Genomic DNA, 17,426 nt, shown 5'->3' with positions numbered 1-17,426 from the left:
TGAAAGCAGAAACACGTGTCTCAAGCAACAGCCCGAGCGCAGGATGGGGATCCAGCCCTCGGTGAAAACGCGCTGACGAGTTGTATCCGACGCGCAGGACAACAAAAAGAACCGAGGTTTGAATGACGACTGCTTTACAACAACCCTCCCTTTCCAGCCAATGCCTGGCCGAGTTTCTCGGTACGGCCCTGTTGATTTTTTTCGGTACTGGTTGCGTTGCAGCGCTCAAGGTCGCGGGTGCGAGTTTCGGCTTATGGGAAATCAGCATCATCTGGGGCGTCGGCGTCAGCATGGCGATCTATCTCAGCGCAGGTATTTCCGGCGCCCACTTGAACCCCGCCGTCAGCATCGCGCTGTGCATTTTTACTGACTTCGAAAAACGCAAACTGCCCTTCTACATCATCTGCCAAGTCGGCGGCGCCTTCTGCGGTGCGCTCTTGGTCTATACGCTGTACAGCAATCTGTTCTTCGATTTCGAACAGTCTCGCCAGATGATTCGCGGCACCGAAGCCAGCCTCGAACTGGCGTCGGTATTCTCCACCTACCCGCACCCAGCACTGTCTACCGGCCAGGCCTTCCTGGTGGAAACGATCATCACCGCCATCCTGATGGGTGTGATCATGTCCCTTACCGATGACAATAATGGCCTGCCTCGCGGCCCACTGGCTCCACTGCTGATCGGCCTGCTGATCGCCGTGATTGGCAGTTCGATGGGGCCACTGACAGGCTTCGCGATGAACCCGGCGCGGGACTTCGGTCCAAAACTGATGACATTTTTCGCTGGCTGGGGTGAAATTTCCCTTACCGGGGGACGCGACATCCCGTACTTTCTGGTGCCTATTTTCGCACCGATTGCGGGAGCTTGCCTGGGTGCTGCCGCCTACCGCGGGCTGATTGCCCGTCACCTGCCCGGCGCCGTGGCTGCTACAAAGGATGCAGAGCCGACCATTGACGGCAAGCCCAGAACATCCTGAAACAGTCGGCGCAGGCTCCTGCCATTCCGGCCTGCGCCGTGGCTTCTTTCCTTATCTACGTCTCCCTTTATGAAAGACCCGAGGCAATCGACATGACCGATATTGAGAATAAAAACTACATCATTGCCCTAGACCAAGGCACGACCAGCTCGCGGGCGATTATTTTCGACCGTGACGCCAACGTGGTCTGCACAGCCCAACGCGAATTCGTCCAGCATTATCCGCAGCCAGGCTGGGTCGAACATGATCCGATGGAAATCTTCGCCACCCAGAGCGCGGTCATGGTAGAGGCCTTGGCCCATGCCGGGCTGCACCACGACCAGGTTGCCGCCATCGGCATTACCAACCAGCGCGAGACCACCGTGGTCTGGGACAAGTCCACCGGGCGTCCGATCTACAACGCCGTCGTCTGGCAATGCCGACGCAGCACCGAGATCTGCCAGCAACTCAAGCGCGACGGCCACGAGCAGTACATCAGCGAAGCCACTGGCCTGGTCACCGATCCGTATTTCTCCGGGACCAAGCTCAAGTGGATCCTCGACCACGTCGAAGGCAGCCGCGAACGCGCGCGCAACGGCGAATTGCTATTTGGCACCGTGGACAGCTGGCTTATCTGGAAATTCACTGGCGGCAAGGTCCACGTCACCGACTACACCAACGCCTCGCGCACCATGCTGTTCAACATTCACTCGCTGGAATGGGACGCGAAGATGCTCGACATCCTCGACATCCCTCGCGAGATGTTGCCGGAAGTGAAATCTTCCTCGGAAATCTACGGCCGCACCAAAAGCGGCATTGCCATCGGCGGTATCGCCGGCGACCAGCAAGCCGCCCTCTTCGGCCAGATGTGCGTGGAACCGGGCCAGGCGAAGAATACCTACGGCACCGGCTGCTTCCTGTTGATGAATACCGGCGACAAAGCCGTCAAGTCCAACCATGGCATGCTCACCACCATCGCCTGCGGCCCGCGCGGCGAAGTGGCGTACGCCCTGGAGGGCGCGGTGTTCAATGGCGGCTCCACGGTCCAGTGGTTGCGCGATGAACTCAAGATCGTCAACGACGCCCTCGATACCGAATACTTCGCCAACAAGGTCAAGGACAGCAACGGTGTGTACCTGGTGCCGGCGTTCACGGGCCTTGGCGCGCCGTACTGGGACCCTTACGCCCGCGGCGCACTGTTCGGCCTGACCCGTGGCGTACGGGTCGATCACATCATCCGCGCGACGTTGGAATCAATCGCCTATCAGACCCGCGACGTGCTCGATGCCATGCAGCAGGATGCCGGCGAACGCCTCAAGTCCCTTCGTGTGGACGGCGGCGCGGTGGCCAACAACTTCCTCATGCAGTTTCAGGCGGACATTCTCGGCACCTTGGTCGAACGCCCGAAAATGCGCGAGACCACCGCACTGGGCGCAGCGTACCTGGCCGGTTTGGCATGCGGCTTCTGGGGCAGCCTAGAAGAGTTGCGCGGCAAAGCAGTCATCGAGCGCGAGTTCGAGCCGCAGTTGGATGAACAGGCCAAGGAAAAACTCTACGCCGGCTGGAAAAAAGCCGTCAGCCGCACCCGCGATTGGGAGCCACACGAAGACGCCGAGTAAGCCGAAGCCGGGCACGATGAGGATCTGAAACTGGTCGGGAATGGATTCCTGCGGCATCATGGGCAAATTTTGTACGGCAGCCCAAAGGAAGCCCCATGAATCTGCCTCCCCGCCAGCAGCAAATCCTCGAACTGGTCCGCGAACGCGGCTATGTCAGCATCGAGGAAATGGCGCAGCTCTTCGTCGTCACCCCGCAAACCATCCGCCGCGACATCAATCAATTGGCGGAAGTGAACCTGCTGCGCCGCTACCACGGCGGCGCCGCCTATGATTCGAGCGTGGAAAACACTGCCTACGCCATGCGCGCCGACCAGATGCGCGACGAAAAGCAACGCATTGCCGAAGCCATCGCCGCCCAGATTCCCGATCACGCCTCGCTGTTCATCAATATCGGCACCACCACCGAGTCGATTGCGCGGGCACTGCTCAATCACAACCATCTGAAAGTCATCACCAACAACCTGCACGTGGCGTCGATCCTCAGCGCCAAGGATGACTTCGAAGTCCTGATTGCCGGGGGCAACGTACGCCGTGATGGCGGCGTGGTAGGCCAGGCCAGCGTCGACTTCATCAACCAGTTCAAGGTGGACTTCGCCCTGGTGGGTATCAGCGGGATCGACGAAGACGGCAGCCTGCTGGATTTCGATTATCAGGAAGTACGGGTTTCCCAAGCCATCATCGCTAATGCGCGACAGGTCTTGCTGGCGGCCGATTCCAGCAAGTTCGGGCGCAACGCCATGGTCCGCCTGGGCCCGATCAGCCTGATCGACTGCCTGGTGACCGACCAACAGCCAGTGCCGGCCCTGGCGCAATTGCTGAGCCAGCACAAGATTCGGTTGGAAGTGGTCTGACTACCCTCCCCTTGTGAGGAGAGATTATTCCCTCCTCACTAAGTTTGCCCAGGCAATTGCGCCTGCCTCCATGTTCGAAAATTTTCCTTCAGCGTCGTTCGATCAGTATTTTCAATCGAATTCGACTGGCCGTTGCTGTGCTTATGGGCTAGTATTTTCGCAAATGAACATTTATGTTCGAATTCAAATATTACGAAAAGAGCCCGAGGCCAGCCGATGCCCACTTCTACCTTGCCTACGCCCCCTCTCGCAGAGATCTATGATGTCGCCGTCATCGGTGGCGGAATCAACGGCGTGGGGATTGCCGCGGACGCTGCCGGTCGCGGCCTTTCGGTGTTCCTTTGTGAAAAGGACGACCTCGCCAGCCATACCTCTTCGGCCAGCAGCAAGTTGATCCACGGCGGTCTGCGCTATCTCGAACATTACGAATTCCGCCTGGTGCGTGAAGCGCTGGCCGAGCGCGAAGTGCTGCTGACCAAAGCCCCGCACATCGTCAAGCAAATGCGCTTTGTGCTGCCCCATCGGCCGCACCTGCGTCCTGCCTGGATGATTCGCGCCGGCCTGTTTCTTTACGATCACTTGGGCAAACGCGAGCAACTGGCCGGTTCCAAGAGCCTGAAGTTCGGCGCCGACAGCGCATTGAAAAGCGAAATCACCAAAGGCTTCGAGTACTCCGATTGCTGGGTAGATGACGCACGACTGGTGGTGCTCAACGCCATGGCGGCCCGTGAAAAAGGCGCGCATATCCACACCCGCACCCGCTGCGTGAGTGCTCGCCGCAGCAAGGGCCTGTGGCAACTGAACCTGGAACGCACCGATGGCAGTCTGTTTTCCATCCATGCCAAGGCGCTGATCAACGCCGCCGGGCCGTGGGTCGCCAAGTTCATTCGCGATGACCTGAAGCTGGAATCGCCCTACGGCATCCGCCTAATCCAGGGCAGCCACCTGATTGTTCCGAAGCTCTACGAAGGCGAGCATGCGCACATTCTTCAAAACGAAGACCAGCGCATCGTGTTCACCATTCCGTACCTGAACCAGTTCACCCTGATCGGCACCACCGATCGCGAATACACCGGCGACCCAGCTTCAGTGGCGATTACCGAGGGCGAAACCGATTACCTGCTGAAGGTGGTCAACGCGCACTTCAAGAAGCAGATCAGCCGTGACGAGATCCTGCACAGCTATTCGGGCGTTCGCCCGCTATGCAACGACGAATCCGATAACCCATCCGCCGTGACCCGGGACTACACCCTCGCGCTCTCCGGCGGCGGCGAAGAAGCTCCATTGCTGTCAGTGTTCGGCGGCAAGCTGACCACCTATCGCAAGCTGGCCGAATCGGCCATGGCGCAGCTGGCTCCCTATTTCACACAGATGCGCCCAAGCTGGACCGCCCTGGAAACCTTGCCCGGCGGCGAAAACATGACCACGCCGCAGGCGTTGTGCTCGGCCATTCGAGACAAATTCGACTGGCTGCCGACCGATATCGCCCGCCGCTGGGCCACCACTTATGGCAGCCGTACCTGGCGGATGCTTGAAGGGGTGCACAGCCTCGGCGACCTGGGCGAACACATCGGCGCAGGACTCTACACCCGGGAAGTCGACTATCTGTGCAGCGACGAATGGGCCGTCGATGCCCAGGACATTCTCTGGCGTCGCAGCAAGCTGGGCCTGTTCACCAGCGCCTCGGAGCAAGAGAAACTGCAACAGTACCTGGACAAGGTCGAGCACAACCGACGCAAGATCGAAGCGGCCTGAAATCACCGCCGACTAAATGAAAGCCTCCGGATCGAAAGATTCGGGGGCTTTTTGCTGCCTGACGCCCTTTCCCCGAGCACACGGCCTAGGCGGCGCATTCGGTTTTCCGAACGCAACCCGACGGTCAATTCGGCAAACCGGATAAATAACCAACCGAAAAGCTGACACAAAACATTAATTTCATTATAAAACAATCAGTTAATCATATAGCGCTGGCCTGGCACGAGTCATGCTCTACACTCGTGGAGACGAACGCCTGTACGCCAACACAACAGGAGCTGCCAGGCATTCGAAGCACTCAGGGCCGGTTGAACCGGCCGAATAAAAAAAACAATGTCGAGGAAACATCGATGCGCATCGTTCCCCATCTCCTGGGCGCAGCCGTTGCTGCCGCTCTGATCAGCACTCCGGTTTTCGCAGCCGAACTGACCGGCACGCTGAAAAAGATCAAAGAGTCCGGCGTCGTTACGCTCGGCCACCGCGACGCCTCCATCCCGTTCTCCTATATTGCGGACGCTTCCGGCAAGCCGGTCGGCTATTCCCACGACATCCAACTGAAAGTCGTCGAAGCGCTGAAAAAAGAGCTGGACGTGCCGAACCTGCAGGTCAAGTACAACCTGGTCACCTCGCAAACCCGTATTCCCCTGGTGCAGAACGGCACCGTGGACCTGGAATGTGGCTCCACCACCAACAACGTTGAGCGCCAGCAACAAGTCGCTTTCTCCGTTGGTATCTTCGAGATCGGCACCAAGCTGTTGTCCAAGAAAGATTCCAAATACAAGGATTTCGACGACCTCAAGGGCAAGAACGTCGTGACCACCGCCGGCACCACCTCCGAGCGACTGCTCAAGGCCATGAACGCCGACAAGCAGATGGGCATGAACGTCATCTCCGCCAAGGACCACGGCGAATCCTTCCAGATGCTGGAATCGGGCCGCGCCGTCGCGTTCATGATGGACGACGCCCTGCTGGCCGGTGAAGCCGCCAAAGCCAAGAAAGCCGATGATTGGGCCGTGACCGGTACGCCACAGTCCTATGAAATCTATGGCTGCATGATGCGCAAGGGCGACGAGCCGTTCAAAAAGGCCGTGGATGATGCCATCAAGGCCACCTACGCTTCGGGTGAGATCAACAAGATCTACGAAAAATGGTTCATGCAGCCCATCCCGCCAAAAGGCCTGAACCTGAACTTCCCGATGAGCGAAGAACTCAAGAAACTGATCGCCACCCCGACCGACAAAGCGGCTGACGAAAAGAAATCCTGATTTCTGACTAACCTTATCTCCTGGAAGGGCCCGGCTCTTCCAGGAGAGTGTCATTCCCTGCTGGCAATAATGGAAACACTCGAACGGTGAGGTCGAGCCGTCGGTGTGTGCCTGATCGTCAAGATTAGGCGGGAAAGGACTTCCCCCTGCAGATATTTGTACATCGATCGATCTGAGGGGAGACCCTAATGAATTACAACTGGGACTGGGGTGTGTTCTTCAAGTCCACCGGCGTGGGCAGCGAGATCTATCTCGACTGGTACGTGGCCGGCCTGGGCTGGACCATCGCCATCGCCGTCGTCGCCTGGATCATTGCCCTGCTGCTGGGCTCGATCCTGGGCGTGATGCGCACCGTGCCGAACCGGCTGGTGTCGGGCATCGCGACTTGCTACGTGGAGCTCTTTCGTAACGTGCCGTTGCTGGTTCAGCTGTTCATCTGGTACTTCCTGGTGCCGGACCTGCTGCCCGCGGACATGCAGGAATGGTACAAACAGGACCTGAACCCGACCACCTCGGCCTACCTGAGCGTTGTCGTCTGCCTGGGCCTCTTCACCGCTGCGCGGGTTTGCGAACAGGTGCGCACCGGTATCCAGGCGCTGCCGCGCGGCCAGGAATCCGCCGCACGCGCCATGGGCTTCAAGCTGCCGCAGATCTACTGGAACGTGCTGCTGCCCCAGGCCTACCGGATCATCATTCCGCCGCTTACCTCGGAATTCCTCAACGTCTTCAAGAACTCCTCCGTGGCCTCGCTGATCGGCCTGATGGAGCTGCTCGCGCAGACCAAGCAGACCGCTGAGTTTTCCGCCAACCTGTTCGAAGCCTTTACCCTGGCGACGCTGATCTACTTCACCTTGAACATGAGCCTGATGCTGCTCATGCGCATGGTCGAGAAGAAAGTCGCGGTGCCCGGCCTGATCTCCGTGGGGGGTAAATAATGGAATTCGACTTCACAGGCATCATCCCGGCCATTCCCGGCTTGTGGAACGGCATGGTGATGACCCTCAAGCTGATGGTCCTGGGCGTCGTCGGCGGGATCATCCTGGGGACGATCCTGGCGCTGATGCGCCTGTCCCACAACAAGCTGATTTCCAATATCGCCGGCGCCTACGTCAATTATTTCCGCTCGATCCCGTTGCTGCTGGTCATCACCTGGTTCTACCTGGCGGTGCCGTTCGTGCTGCGCTGGATCACCGGCGAGGACACGCCGATCGGTGCGTTCGGCTCCTGCGTCGTGGCGTTCATGATGTTCGAGGCGGCGTACTTCTGCGAAATCGTCCGGGCCGGCGTACAGTCGATCCCCAAGGGCCAGATGGGTGCGGCACAGGCGCTGGGCATGAACTATGGCCAGGTCATGCGTTTGATCATCCTGCCCCAGGCGTTTCGCAAGATGACTCCGCTGCTGCTGCAACAGAGCATCATCCTGTTTCAGGACACCTCGTTGGTCTACACGGTCGGCCTGGTGGACTTCCTCAATGCTTCGCGGGCCAATGGCGACATCATCGGCCGCTCCAATGAGTTCCTGATCATCGCAGGTCTCGTGTACTTCACAATCAGCTTTGCCGCCTCGCTGCTGGTCAAGCGTCTGCAAAAAAGGTTCGCCGTATGATCTCTATCAAAAATATCAACAAGTGGTATGGGGACTTCCAGGTACTGACCAATTGCAGCACCGAGGTCAGCAAAGGTGAAGTGGTGGTGGTGTGCGGGCCGTCGGGTTCGGGCAAGTCCACGCTGATCAAGTGCGTGAACGCGCTGGAGCCGTTCCAGAAAGGCGACGTCGTGGTCGATGGCACATCCATCGCCGACCCGAAGACCAACCTGCCGAAACTGCGTTCGCGCGTGGGCATGGTGTTCCAGCATTTCGAACTGTTCCCGCACCTGACCATCACCGAGAACCTGACCATCGCGCAGATCAAGGTGCTGGGCCGCAGCAAGGAAGAAGCCACCAAGAAAGGCCTGCAATTGCTTGAGCGCGTCGGTCTCTCGGCCCACGCCCACAAGCACCCTGGCCAACTCTCCGGTGGCCAGCAGCAGCGCGTGGCGATCGCCCGTGCCCTGGCGATGGACCCGGTGGTCATGCTGTTCGACGAACCCACCTCGGCCCTTGACCCGGAAATGGTCAACGAAGTGCTCGACGTGATGGTGCAACTGGCCCACGAAGGCATGACCATGATGTGCGTGACCCATGAAATGGGCTTCGCCCGCAAAGTGGCGAACCGGGTGATCTTCATGGACCAAGGCCAGATCATCGAAGACTGCCCGAAAGAAGAGTTTTTCGGCGACATCAGCGCCCGCTCCGAACGCGCCCAGCATTTCCTTGAGAAAATCCTGCAACACTAAGCGTCGCCTTCCTTGGACACGCTTGCCCTTGTGGTGAGGGAGCTGGCTCCCTCACCACCGGAGCGCGTTTGAAGGACGACCGCCGCCACACTGGTTGACCCAAGGCTTCTGTGATGAAATGCGACCCCACCTTCTATCGCGCCGCGCCGCCATCACTCGCCGTGAAACCCCGCCTGATCCGCCATCTGTTCCTGCCGCCGCTGATCATTGCCCTGATGATCGGCCTGGGTTACCTCGGCTTCTGGATCAGCGAGCACTATGGCATTCGCGGCCTGGCCGAGAACGGCGAGCGCCAGCTGGAACTGCATGCCCGTGCGGTGGAAAGCGAAATCAGCAAATACACCTACTTGCCCAGCCTGCTGGAGCTTGAATCGAGCGTCGCGCAACTGCTCGACGACCCGACACCCGAACACCGCAAGACCGTCAACGATTATCTTGAAGGCCTGAACCGGCGTAGCCGCAGCCGGGCCATCTACGTCATGGATACCACCGGCCGGGTGATGGCCACCAGCAACTGGCGCGATGTCGACAGTTACCTGGGTGAAGACCTGTCCTTCCGCGCCTACTTCCAGAATGCCGTACGCGGCCAGCCGGGGCGGTTCTACGGCATCGGCAGCACCAACGGCGAACCCGGTTATTACCTCGCCCATGGCTTGGAACAACAAGGCAAGATCATCGGTGTGGCCGTGGTCAAGGTACGCCTCGAAGCCATGGAGGAGCGCTGGCAGCGGGCACGCCTGGAGGCCTTCGTCAGCGACGAGAACGGCATCATCATCCTCTCCAGCGACCCGGCGCGACGGCTCAAGTCCGTACGCCCGCTGAGCGATGAAACCAAGGAGCGCCTGGCCCGCAGCCTGCAATATTACTGGTTCCCGTTGAATGAGCTGATCCCCTTGGCGCGGGAGCGGCTGGGCGAAGGCATGGAAAAACTGACCTTCCCCGCCAATACCGAAATCGCCGCCGAACAGCAGGCGATCAGCTACCTGTCACAGACCCGCCCGTTGAGCGACACACCGTGGAATTTCACCTTGCTCACGCCGCTTGAAGACTTGCGTCGCCAAGCGATCAACCAAGGCATCCTGGTGGCCGTGGCGTTTGCCTTGGTGGCCTTCCTGTTGATCGCCTGGAACGAGCGGCGCAAGGTGATCGCCACTCGCCTCGCGGCCCGCGAAGCGTTGCAAGAGGCCAACAACCAACTCGAACGTCGGATTACCGAACGCACCACTGACCTTCGCGCCAGCAACGAACGGCTCAAGGGCCAGATACGCGAGCGACGGCAGGCCGAAGAGACCTTGCGCCGCGCCCAGGATGAACTGGTACAGGCCGGTAAACTGGCGGCCATCGGCCAGATGTCCACCAGCATCGCCCATGAACTCAACCAGCCGCTGGCCGCCCTGCGTACCCTGTCGGGCAATACCGTGCGCTTCCTGGAGCGCGGCCAGCTGGACACCGCCAGCACCAACCTCAAGACCATCAATGAACTGATCGACCGCATGGGCCGGATCACCGCCAGCCTGCGCGCCTTTGCCCGGCGCGGCGACGACAAGGGCCGGGCCAGCCTGGGCAAGGCCGTCGAGGCGGCGCTGCAATTGCTCGGCGGGCGCCTGGAGAAACTCGGCATCCAGGTTCACTCGGCTTTCGAAGACGTCCAAGTACAAATCGACCAGACTCGCCTGGAGCAGATCCTGGTCAACCTGATCGGCAATGCACTGGACGCGATGCAGGTCCAACCCGAGCCGAAACTGTGGCTTGTCGGCGAAACCAGCGATGGCAAATACCGCCTGCGGGTGCGCGATAACGGTCATGGCATCGACCCGCAAGCGCGCAAGCACCTGTTCGAACCGTTCTTCACCACCAAACCCGGCGAACAGGGCCTGGGCCTTGGCCTGACGCTGTCGGCGAGCCTGAGCGCCGCCGCTGGCGGGCACCTGGGCGTCGAGCATCCGGAGGACGGTGGCACCACGTTTGTCCTCAGTTTACCGTTGGTAAGCCTTTCACCTGCCGAGCCGCTATGAACAACGACCTGAGCGTATTGATCGTCGAAGACGACCCCCATGTCCTGTTGGGCTGCCAGCAAGCCTTGACCCTGGAAGACATTCCCTGCATCGGCGTGGGCAGCGCCGAGGAAGCCCTGGAGCGGGTCGACGATAACTTCGCCGGCATCGTCATCAGCGACATCCGCCTGCCGGGCATCGATGGCCTGGAGCTGCTCACTCGCCTCAAGGCGCGCGACCGCAGCCTGCCGGTGGTGTTGATCACCGGTCACGGCGACATTTCCATGGCCGTCGGCGCCATGCAGAAAGGCGCCTATGACTTCATGGAAAAACCGTTCTCTCCCGAGCGCCTGGTCGATGTCGCCCGCCGCGCCCTGGAGCAGCGCAGCCTGGCCCGGGAGGTGTCATCGCTGCGTCGGCAACTGGCCGAACGCGATTCGCTGGAAGGCCGGATCATCGGCCGTTCGCCGGCCATGCAGCACCTGCGCGCACTGATCGCCAACGTCGCCGACACGTCGGCCAATGTGCTGATCGAAGGCGAAACCGGCACCGGCAAGGAACTGGTCGCCCGCTGCCTGCATGATTTCAGTCGGCGCCACGACAAGCAGTTCGTCGCGCTGAACTGCGGGGGGCTGCCGGAGAACCTGTTCGAAAGCGAAATTTTCGGCCACGAGGCCAATGCCTTCACCGGAGCTGGCAAACGCCGGATCGGCAAGATCGAGCACGCCGACGGCGGCACGCTGTTTCTCGATGAAGTGGAAAGCATGCCCCTGCCCTTGCAGATCAAGCTGCTGCGCGTGTTGCAGGAACGCACCCTGGAACGTCTGGGTTCGAATCAAAGCGTGGCGGTGGATTGCCGGGTGATCGCCGCCACCAAGTCCGACCTCGACGAAATGGGCCGGTCCGGACAGTTCCGCAGCGACCTGTATTACCGCCTCAACGTGGTGACCCTGGAACTGCCGCCGCTGCGCGAGCGGCGCGAAGACATCCTGCAACTGTTCGAGCATTTCCTCCAGCAGTCGTCCCTGCGCTTCGACCGCACCGTGCCGGAGCTGGACAACCAGACCCTGTCGAACCTGATGAGCCACGACTGGCCGGGCAACGTGCGTGAACTGCGCAACGTCGCCGAACGTTACGCCTTGGGCCTGCCGGCGTTCAAGAAGTCCGGCGCCAGCAGTGGCAGCCATGGCCTGGCCTTCGCCGAAGCAGTGGAAGCCTTCGAGCGCAATCTGCTGATGGACGCGTTGCAACGCAGCGGCGGCAACCTGACCCAGGCCAGCCAGGAACTGGGCATGGCCAAGACCACGCTGTTCGACAAAGTCAAAAAATATGGCTTGAGCCACTGACGGGGACGTAGACCTGTGGACCTGATTTTCAAGGCGGCGCTCGGCGCAGCCGTGGTGGTGATCCTGGCGATGCTCGCCAAGACCAAGAACTATTACATCGCTGGGTTGGTGCCGCTGTTTCCGACCTTTGCCCTGATCGCCCACTACATCGTCGGCAAGGGCCGCTCGGCGGAGGACCTGAAGACCACCATCGTGTTTGGCATGTGGTCAATCATTCCGTACTTCGTCTATCTCGTAACCCTGTACGTGATGGTCGACCGCATGCGCCTCGAAGCCTCATTGGCCGTAGCCACCGTCGCCTGGCTAATGGCGGCGACGGTGCTGGTCAGCGTCTGGGTACGGCTTCACGGTTGAACGCTGTGATCAATAACCGACGGTGAACCGCGTCCGCGAAAACTGCGGTGTTTCCACTTCATCGATCATCGCAATGGCGTAGTCGGCAAAGCTGATCCAACTGCGTCCGGTGTTATCGAACAGCAGGTGGTCCTTGCCCACTCGGAACTGGCCGGTGCGCTCGGTTTCGACGAACTCCGCCGAAGGCGACAAAAAGGTCCAGTCCAAGTCCTGCTCATTGCGCAGCACGTCCAGGAACAAGGCGCCGGCCGTGGCCTCAGGCAGGTACTCCTCTGGAAATTCCTTACTGTCGATCACCCGGCTGTTATCCGGCAGCAGCAACGAACCGGCCCCGCCGACCACCAGCAAGCGCTTGACCCCGGCGGCCTTCACTGGCGCGATGACCTTGTCGGCCGGCACGGTGGCAAAGTGCACGGCACTGATTACCACGTCGTGGCCGGCGATGGCCGCAGTCAACGCCTCGCTGTCCAGTACATCCAGCTGCTTGCTGACCACCCCGGCCCGATCACCGATTTTCGCGGTGTTGCGGGCAATGGCCGTCACGCTGTGACCACGGCGCAGAGCCTCTTCCAACAGTTGGCTACCCGCACGCCCGGTGGCGCCGATGATTGCGATTTTGCTCATGTGATTCTCCAATGAATTGGCAATGTCAGAAATACATGCTCTTGTGGCGAGGGGATTTATCCCCTCGCCACAACAGCGCTCGAGTTACAGATCGGTGGTCACCACTTCATCTCGCCCTTCGCCACCTTGGCACTGAGCTCAAGGGAGCTGTCTTCACCCAGGTCCGGATAGCGTAGTTTCATGGCGCGGATCAGTGCGGCGGAATCCTTGGCCTTGGCGGTCTCTTCGTCGAAGGCCTTGATGTAGCCAGCGGTGAACGTCACCGGCGCCAGGGAGCGGGCGCTTTCACCCAGGTAATGGCCGGGAACCACGGTGGCCGGTTGCAGCTTTTCGATGTTACCCAGCGTGGCCAGCCAATCCTTGTGAGACTGCGGCGTCTGGGTATCGGCCATCCACACATGAATGTTCTCGGCTACCACGACGCCGCCCAGCACAGCCTTGATCGAAGGAATCCACACAAAACTACGCTCCGGCTGTGGGCCCTTCAGGCCGATAATCTGCAAGCGCTTGCCTTCCAACGTCAGGCTGTCGCCCTGGAGCACCTGAGGCACGATGGCCTTGGTTGGGGCATCGGTCTTCAGGATCGGCGCCCAATATTTCAGCTTGCCGTCCATGGTGTGCTTGATGTGATCGACGGTCGGCGCCGACGCCAGCACCTTGGCCTCAGGGAACGCGGCGGTGAGGGTTTCCAAGCCAAAATAGTAGTCTGGATCGCCATGGCTGATGTAGATCGTGGTCAGTTGCTTGCCACTGGCGCGAATCTTCTCGACGACTTGCTCAGCCTGGGATTTGCCGAACTGGGCGTCGACGAGAATGGCTTCTTTTTCACCACTGACCAACACTGACGTCACCGGAAAAATCGCCGCCGCGCCGGGGTTGTAGACGTCGAGCGTCAAGTCGGCGGCCCAGGCCTGGGCCGTGAAAGCCAGGGCGGCGGTTGCCAGCAGCCAGCGCTTGATAGGGGTGAATCCGGTCATGAAGTGCTCCATCGTCCAAAGGCCCGCAAGGGAATGAAACAGAGCTTAGTTGCCAGAGTCGTTACAAAAAATGCCATGCTGGGACACAGTTTGTTTCTGAAAGCGGGCAAATCATGGATCGTCTACAAGCAATGCGGGTGTTTGTCACCGTGGTGGACCTGGGTAGCCAGTCCGCGGCGGCCGAGCACCTGGACCTTTCGCGGCCGGTGGTGTCGCGGTATCTGGCGGAGCTGGAGGATTGGGTTGGCGCGCGGCTGATGCACCGCACCACCCGCAAGCTGAGCCTGACGGCCGCCGGCAGCGAGATCCTGCCGCGTTGCCGGCAGATGCTCGAGCTGTCCAGCGACATGCACGCCGCCGTGAGCACGCCGCAAGACGCGCCTCGAGGCCTGCTGCGCATCACCGCCAGCCCCTCGTTCGGCCAGGCCCAGTTGGCATCCGCCATGGCCGACTTTGTCCGGCGCTACCCAGGCGTGAGCGTCGACCTGCAGATGCTCGACCGCACGGTGAACCTGGTGGATGAACGCATTGACCTGGCGATCCGCATGAGCAACGACCTCGACCCGAACCTGATCGCCCGCCGCCTCACGGTGTGCCGTTCGGTAATCTGCGCTTCGCCCCGCTACCTGCGCGAGCATCCGACGCCGCAACGCGTGGAGGATTTGAGCCGGCACAATTGCCTGACCCACTCCTACGTCGGCAAAAGCCTCTGGCATTTCGAACAGGACGGCGAGCCCGTGTCGGTGCCGGTCCAAGGCAACATCAGCGCCAACGAAGCCAGCACCCTGCTACAGGCGACGATCGCGGGCGCCGGCGTGGCGATGCTGCCCAGCTATCAGGCCGGTCCCCACATCCAGAACGGTGAACTGGAACGCCTGCTGGCCCACGCTGAACCTCGCCGGATGAACATGTACGCGGTATACGCGTCGCGCAAACACATGCCATCGGCGCTGCGCAGCTTGCTGGATTTCCTGGTGCAGAGATTTCCCGAAACGCCTGAATGGGATGCGGGGCTCTAACGTCCCTCGGGCATAAGGATTTGCTGCGCTCGCAACGGTGTCCCCGGGATTTCACCAATAGCCCGCCCCAAGGCATACTTGCCACCCATCGTATTCCAGAACCCAAAGCCGCCCCATGCGTATCCACGTCAGTTTCATCGACCGCGTCGGCATCACCCAGGAAGTCCTGGCCTTGCTCGGCGGTCGCAATCTCAATCTGGATGCCGTGGAGATGGTGCCACCCAACGTCTACATCGACGCCCCGACCCTCAGCCCGCAAGTGCTGGATGAATTGCGCGAGGCATTGTTCAGCGTGCGTGGCGTGCAGGCGGTAACCGTGGTGGACATCCTGCCGGGCCAACGCCGGCACTTGCAGCTCGATGCGTTGCTCGCGGCGATGACCGACCCTGTCCTGGCGCTTGACAGCGCTGGCAAGGTGTTACTCGCCAACCCGGCGCTGATCGCCCTCTACGGCCGTGAGCCGGCCGGGGAAAGCGTGGCCGAGCTGTTCGGTGATGCGGCATTGCTCGATGCCCTGTTGGAGAATGGTTTTCGCCTGCCGCTGCGGGAAATCACCCTCAACGGCCAGACGCTGCTGCTGGACGCCACCCCGATCACCGACGCCGGGGCGCTGCTGACGCTGTATCAGCCCAATCGCATCGGTGAACGCCTGTCGGCCTTGCATCATGACCACGCCGAAGGCTTCGACGCGCTGTTAGGCGAATCCCCGGCGATCCGCACCCTCAAGGCCCGGGCCCAGAGGGTCGCGGCCCTCGATGCGCCGCTGCTGATCCAAGGTGAAACCGGCACCGGCAAGGAGCTGGTAGCCCGCGCCTGTCACGCCATCAGCGCCCGTCACGGCGCGCCATTCCTGGCCCTCAACTGTGCGGCACTACCGGAAAACCTGGCCGAGAGCGAACTGTTCGGCTATGCCCCCGGCGCCTTCACCGGCGCACAACGCGGCGGCAAGCCGGGGCTGATGGAGCTGGCGAACCAGGGCACGGTATTCCTCGATGAAATCGGCGAGATGTCGCCCTACCTGCAAGCCAAGCTCCTGCGGTTCCTGAACGACGGCAGCTTCCGCCGGGTGGGCGGCGACCGGGAGATCAAGGTCAACGTGCGGATCCTCAGCGCCACCCACCGCAACCTGGAAAAAATGGTCAGCGAAGGCTCGTTTCGCGAAGACCTGTTCTACCGCCTGAACGTGCTCAACGTCGAAGTCCCGCCACTGCGCGAGCGCGGCCAGGACATCCTGCTGCTGGCGCGGTATTTCATGCAGCAGGCCTGTGCGCAGATCCAGCGTCCGGTCTGCCGCCTGGCCCCTGGTACCTATCCGGCGCTGCTGGGCAATCGCTGGCCGGGCAACGTGCGGCAACTGCAGAACGTGATCTTCCGCGCCGCCGCTATCTGCGAAAGCAGCCTGGTGGACATCGGCGACCTGGACATCGCCGGCACCAGCGTGGCGCGTCAGGGCGATGTGGAAGTCGAAAGCCTGGAGCAGGCCGTCGAAGCGTTCGAAAAGCAATTGCTCGAATCGCTGTACACCAATTATCCCTCCACCCGCCAACTCGCCAGCCGCCTGCAAACCTCGCACACCGCGATCGCCCATCGGCTGCGCAAGTATGGGATCTCCGGCAAGCCTTAGTCGGGTTGCGCTCGGAAGCACGTCAAAAACGACCTCGACCGTACTGAAAGCGCTACAGCGGAACGATATCGCTACACTCGGCGCTGAGCTGCGCTGGGTAAGGCTTTGATCCCATGGTGATTTTTTCCTGCCTGGATACTGTAGCGATTTCGCTACAGTTCAAAAGCATCTCGCTTTTAAAAATCTACTTAAGAGACTGAAAAATAAGGGATTTAAAACATTGGCCACGTTCTTGCTATGGCTATAGCCATTCGGCCGGGCCAAGCCCCGCGCCTTTCTTCGCGTCCACCAGACGAAATCTGGCCCCAGGAGTTTCCATGAGCGAGTTGCGTTTCACTGAAGATCACGAATGGCTTCGCACCGAAGCCGACGGCAGCGTTACCGTTGGCATCACCGCATTCGCCCAGAACGCCTTGGGTGACGTGGTCTATGTTCAGTTACCGGAACTGCAGGCCTACGACAAAGGCGCCGAAGCCTCTACCGTGGAATCGGTGAAAGCCGCCAGCGGCGTGTACATGCCTTTGGACGGTGAAGTGCTCGAAGTGAACCCGGCCTTGGAAAGCAATCCGGAATTGGTCAACGAAGACCCGCTGGGCGAAGGCTGGTTCTTCCGCTTTAAACCGACCGACGCCGACGCAGTGGCTAAGCTGTTGGATCAAGACGCCTACGATCGCCTGATCAAAGCCAACGCCGAAGCCTGAGGAGCCA

At 60.6% G+C, this 17,426-nt stretch carries 16 protein-coding genes; 14 read left to right on the top strand and 2 right to left on the bottom strand.

Translation table 11 applies throughout. From position 1 onward, the window contains the following. The first annotated feature begins 122 nt into the window (after positions 1-122). The 11 genes from HU762_RS09175 (at position 123) to HU762_RS09125 (ending at position 12,474) form a co-directional block, all read left to right on the top strand. Positions 123-974 (top strand): MIP/aquaporin family protein, encoded by an 852-nt coding sequence (locus HU762_RS09175; RefSeq protein ID WP_186635691.1) that lies wholly within the window; start codon positions 123-125, stop codon positions 972-974. A 92-nt stretch (positions 975-1,066) separates the two neighbouring features. Next, positions 1,067-2,572, top strand: a complete 1,506-nt coding sequence (glpK, locus tag HU762_RS09170; protein ID WP_186635688.1) for a glycerol kinase GlpK — start codon at positions 1,067-1,069, stop codon at positions 2,570-2,572. Between the two features lie 95 nt (positions 2,573-2,667). Next, entirely contained in the window at positions 2,668-3,423 is a 756-nt protein-coding gene (locus HU762_RS09165; protein WP_003204973.1) for a DeoR/GlpR family transcriptional regulator, read from the top strand. Positions 3,424-3,639: 216 nt separating this feature from the next. Beyond that, the gene (glpD, locus tag HU762_RS09160) at positions 3,640-5,178 is read left to right on the top strand and encodes a glycerol-3-phosphate dehydrogenase (RefSeq protein WP_186635685.1); all 1,539 of its coding nucleotides are present in this window, start codon (positions 3,640-3,642) and stop codon (positions 5,176-5,178) included. A gap of 350 nt (positions 5,179-5,528) precedes the next feature. After that, positions 5,529-6,443: a glutamate/aspartate ABC transporter substrate-binding protein gene (locus HU762_RS09155; RefSeq protein WP_186635681.1), complete on the top strand. Its 915-nt coding sequence runs from the start codon at positions 5,529-5,531 to the stop codon at positions 6,441-6,443. 188 nt (positions 6,444-6,631) lie between these two features. Continuing rightward, a complete protein-coding gene (locus HU762_RS09150) occupies positions 6,632-7,378 on the top strand; it encodes an amino acid ABC transporter permease (protein WP_053124568.1) in 747 nt (248 codons plus the stop codon). Continuing rightward, positions 7,378-8,049 (top strand): ABC transporter permease subunit, encoded by a 672-nt coding sequence (locus HU762_RS09145; RefSeq protein WP_186635678.1) that lies wholly within the window; start codon positions 7,378-7,380, stop codon positions 8,047-8,049. The genes HU762_RS09150 and HU762_RS09145 overlap by 1 nt, the downstream gene beginning before the upstream one ends. Further along, positions 8,046-8,780, top strand: a complete 735-nt coding sequence (locus HU762_RS09140) for an amino acid ABC transporter ATP-binding protein (RefSeq protein WP_186635675.1) — start codon at positions 8,046-8,048, stop codon at positions 8,778-8,780. The genes HU762_RS09145 and HU762_RS09140 overlap by 4 nt, the downstream gene beginning before the upstream one ends. A gap of 113 nt (positions 8,781-8,893) precedes the next feature. Beyond that, positions 8,894-10,795 carry a sensor histidine kinase gene (locus HU762_RS09135; RefSeq protein WP_186635672.1) on the top strand — a complete coding sequence of 634 codons (1,902 nt, stop codon included), beginning with the start codon at positions 8,894-8,896 and terminating at the stop codon, positions 10,793-10,795. Then, entirely contained in the window at positions 10,792-12,120 is a 1,329-nt protein-coding gene (locus tag HU762_RS09130) for a sigma-54 dependent transcriptional regulator (RefSeq protein WP_186635669.1), read from the top strand. Before HU762_RS09135 ends, HU762_RS09130 begins: the two co-directional genes overlap by 4 nt. Before the next feature lie 24 nt (positions 12,121-12,144). Beyond that, positions 12,145-12,474 (top strand): GlpM family protein, encoded by a 330-nt coding sequence (locus HU762_RS09125; protein WP_186636267.1) that lies wholly within the window; start codon positions 12,145-12,147, stop codon positions 12,472-12,474. A gap of 9 nt (positions 12,475-12,483) precedes the next feature. Here HU762_RS09125 and HU762_RS09120 read toward each other — a convergent pair whose 3' ends face one another. Beyond that, positions 12,484-13,098 carry an NAD(P)-dependent oxidoreductase gene (locus tag HU762_RS09120; RefSeq protein WP_186635666.1) on the bottom strand — a complete coding sequence of 205 codons (615 nt, stop codon included), beginning with the start codon at positions 13,096-13,098 and terminating at the stop codon, positions 12,484-12,486. Between the two features lie 98 nt (positions 13,099-13,196). Then, complete coding sequence (locus HU762_RS09115) at positions 13,197-14,075, bottom strand: MBL fold metallo-hydrolase (RefSeq protein WP_186635663.1); 879 nt, start codon at positions 14,073-14,075, stop codon at positions 13,197-13,199. A gap of 113 nt (positions 14,076-14,188) precedes the next feature. On the opposite strand from HU762_RS09115, the gene HU762_RS09110 reads away from it, so the two are divergent. The 3 genes from HU762_RS09110 to gcvH all read left to right on the top strand — a co-directional run bounded on the left by HU762_RS09110 (position 14,189) and on the right by gcvH (position 17,419). After that, positions 14,189-15,094, top strand: a complete 906-nt coding sequence (locus HU762_RS09110) for a LysR family transcriptional regulator (RefSeq protein WP_186635660.1) — start codon at positions 14,189-14,191, stop codon at positions 15,092-15,094. Positions 15,095-15,209: 115 nt separating this feature from the next. Next, a complete protein-coding gene (locus HU762_RS09105; protein WP_186635657.1) occupies positions 15,210-16,718 on the top strand; it encodes a sigma-54-dependent transcriptional regulator in 1,509 nt (502 codons plus the stop codon). A gap of 317 nt (positions 16,719-17,035) precedes the next feature. Then, entirely contained in the window at positions 17,036-17,419 is a 384-nt protein-coding gene (gene gcvH, locus HU762_RS09100) for a glycine cleavage system protein GcvH (protein ID WP_186635654.1), read from the top strand. The last annotated feature ends 7 nt before the right edge of the window (positions 17,420-17,426 follow it).

The sequence above is a fragment of the Pseudomonas sp. SWRI92 genome, from assembly GCF_014268685.1.
GTDB classification, from domain to species: Bacteria; Pseudomonadota; Gammaproteobacteria; order Pseudomonadales; family Pseudomonadaceae; genus Aquipseudomonas; species Aquipseudomonas marvdashtae.
This window is presented reverse-complemented; position numbering and strand designations above follow the sequence as displayed.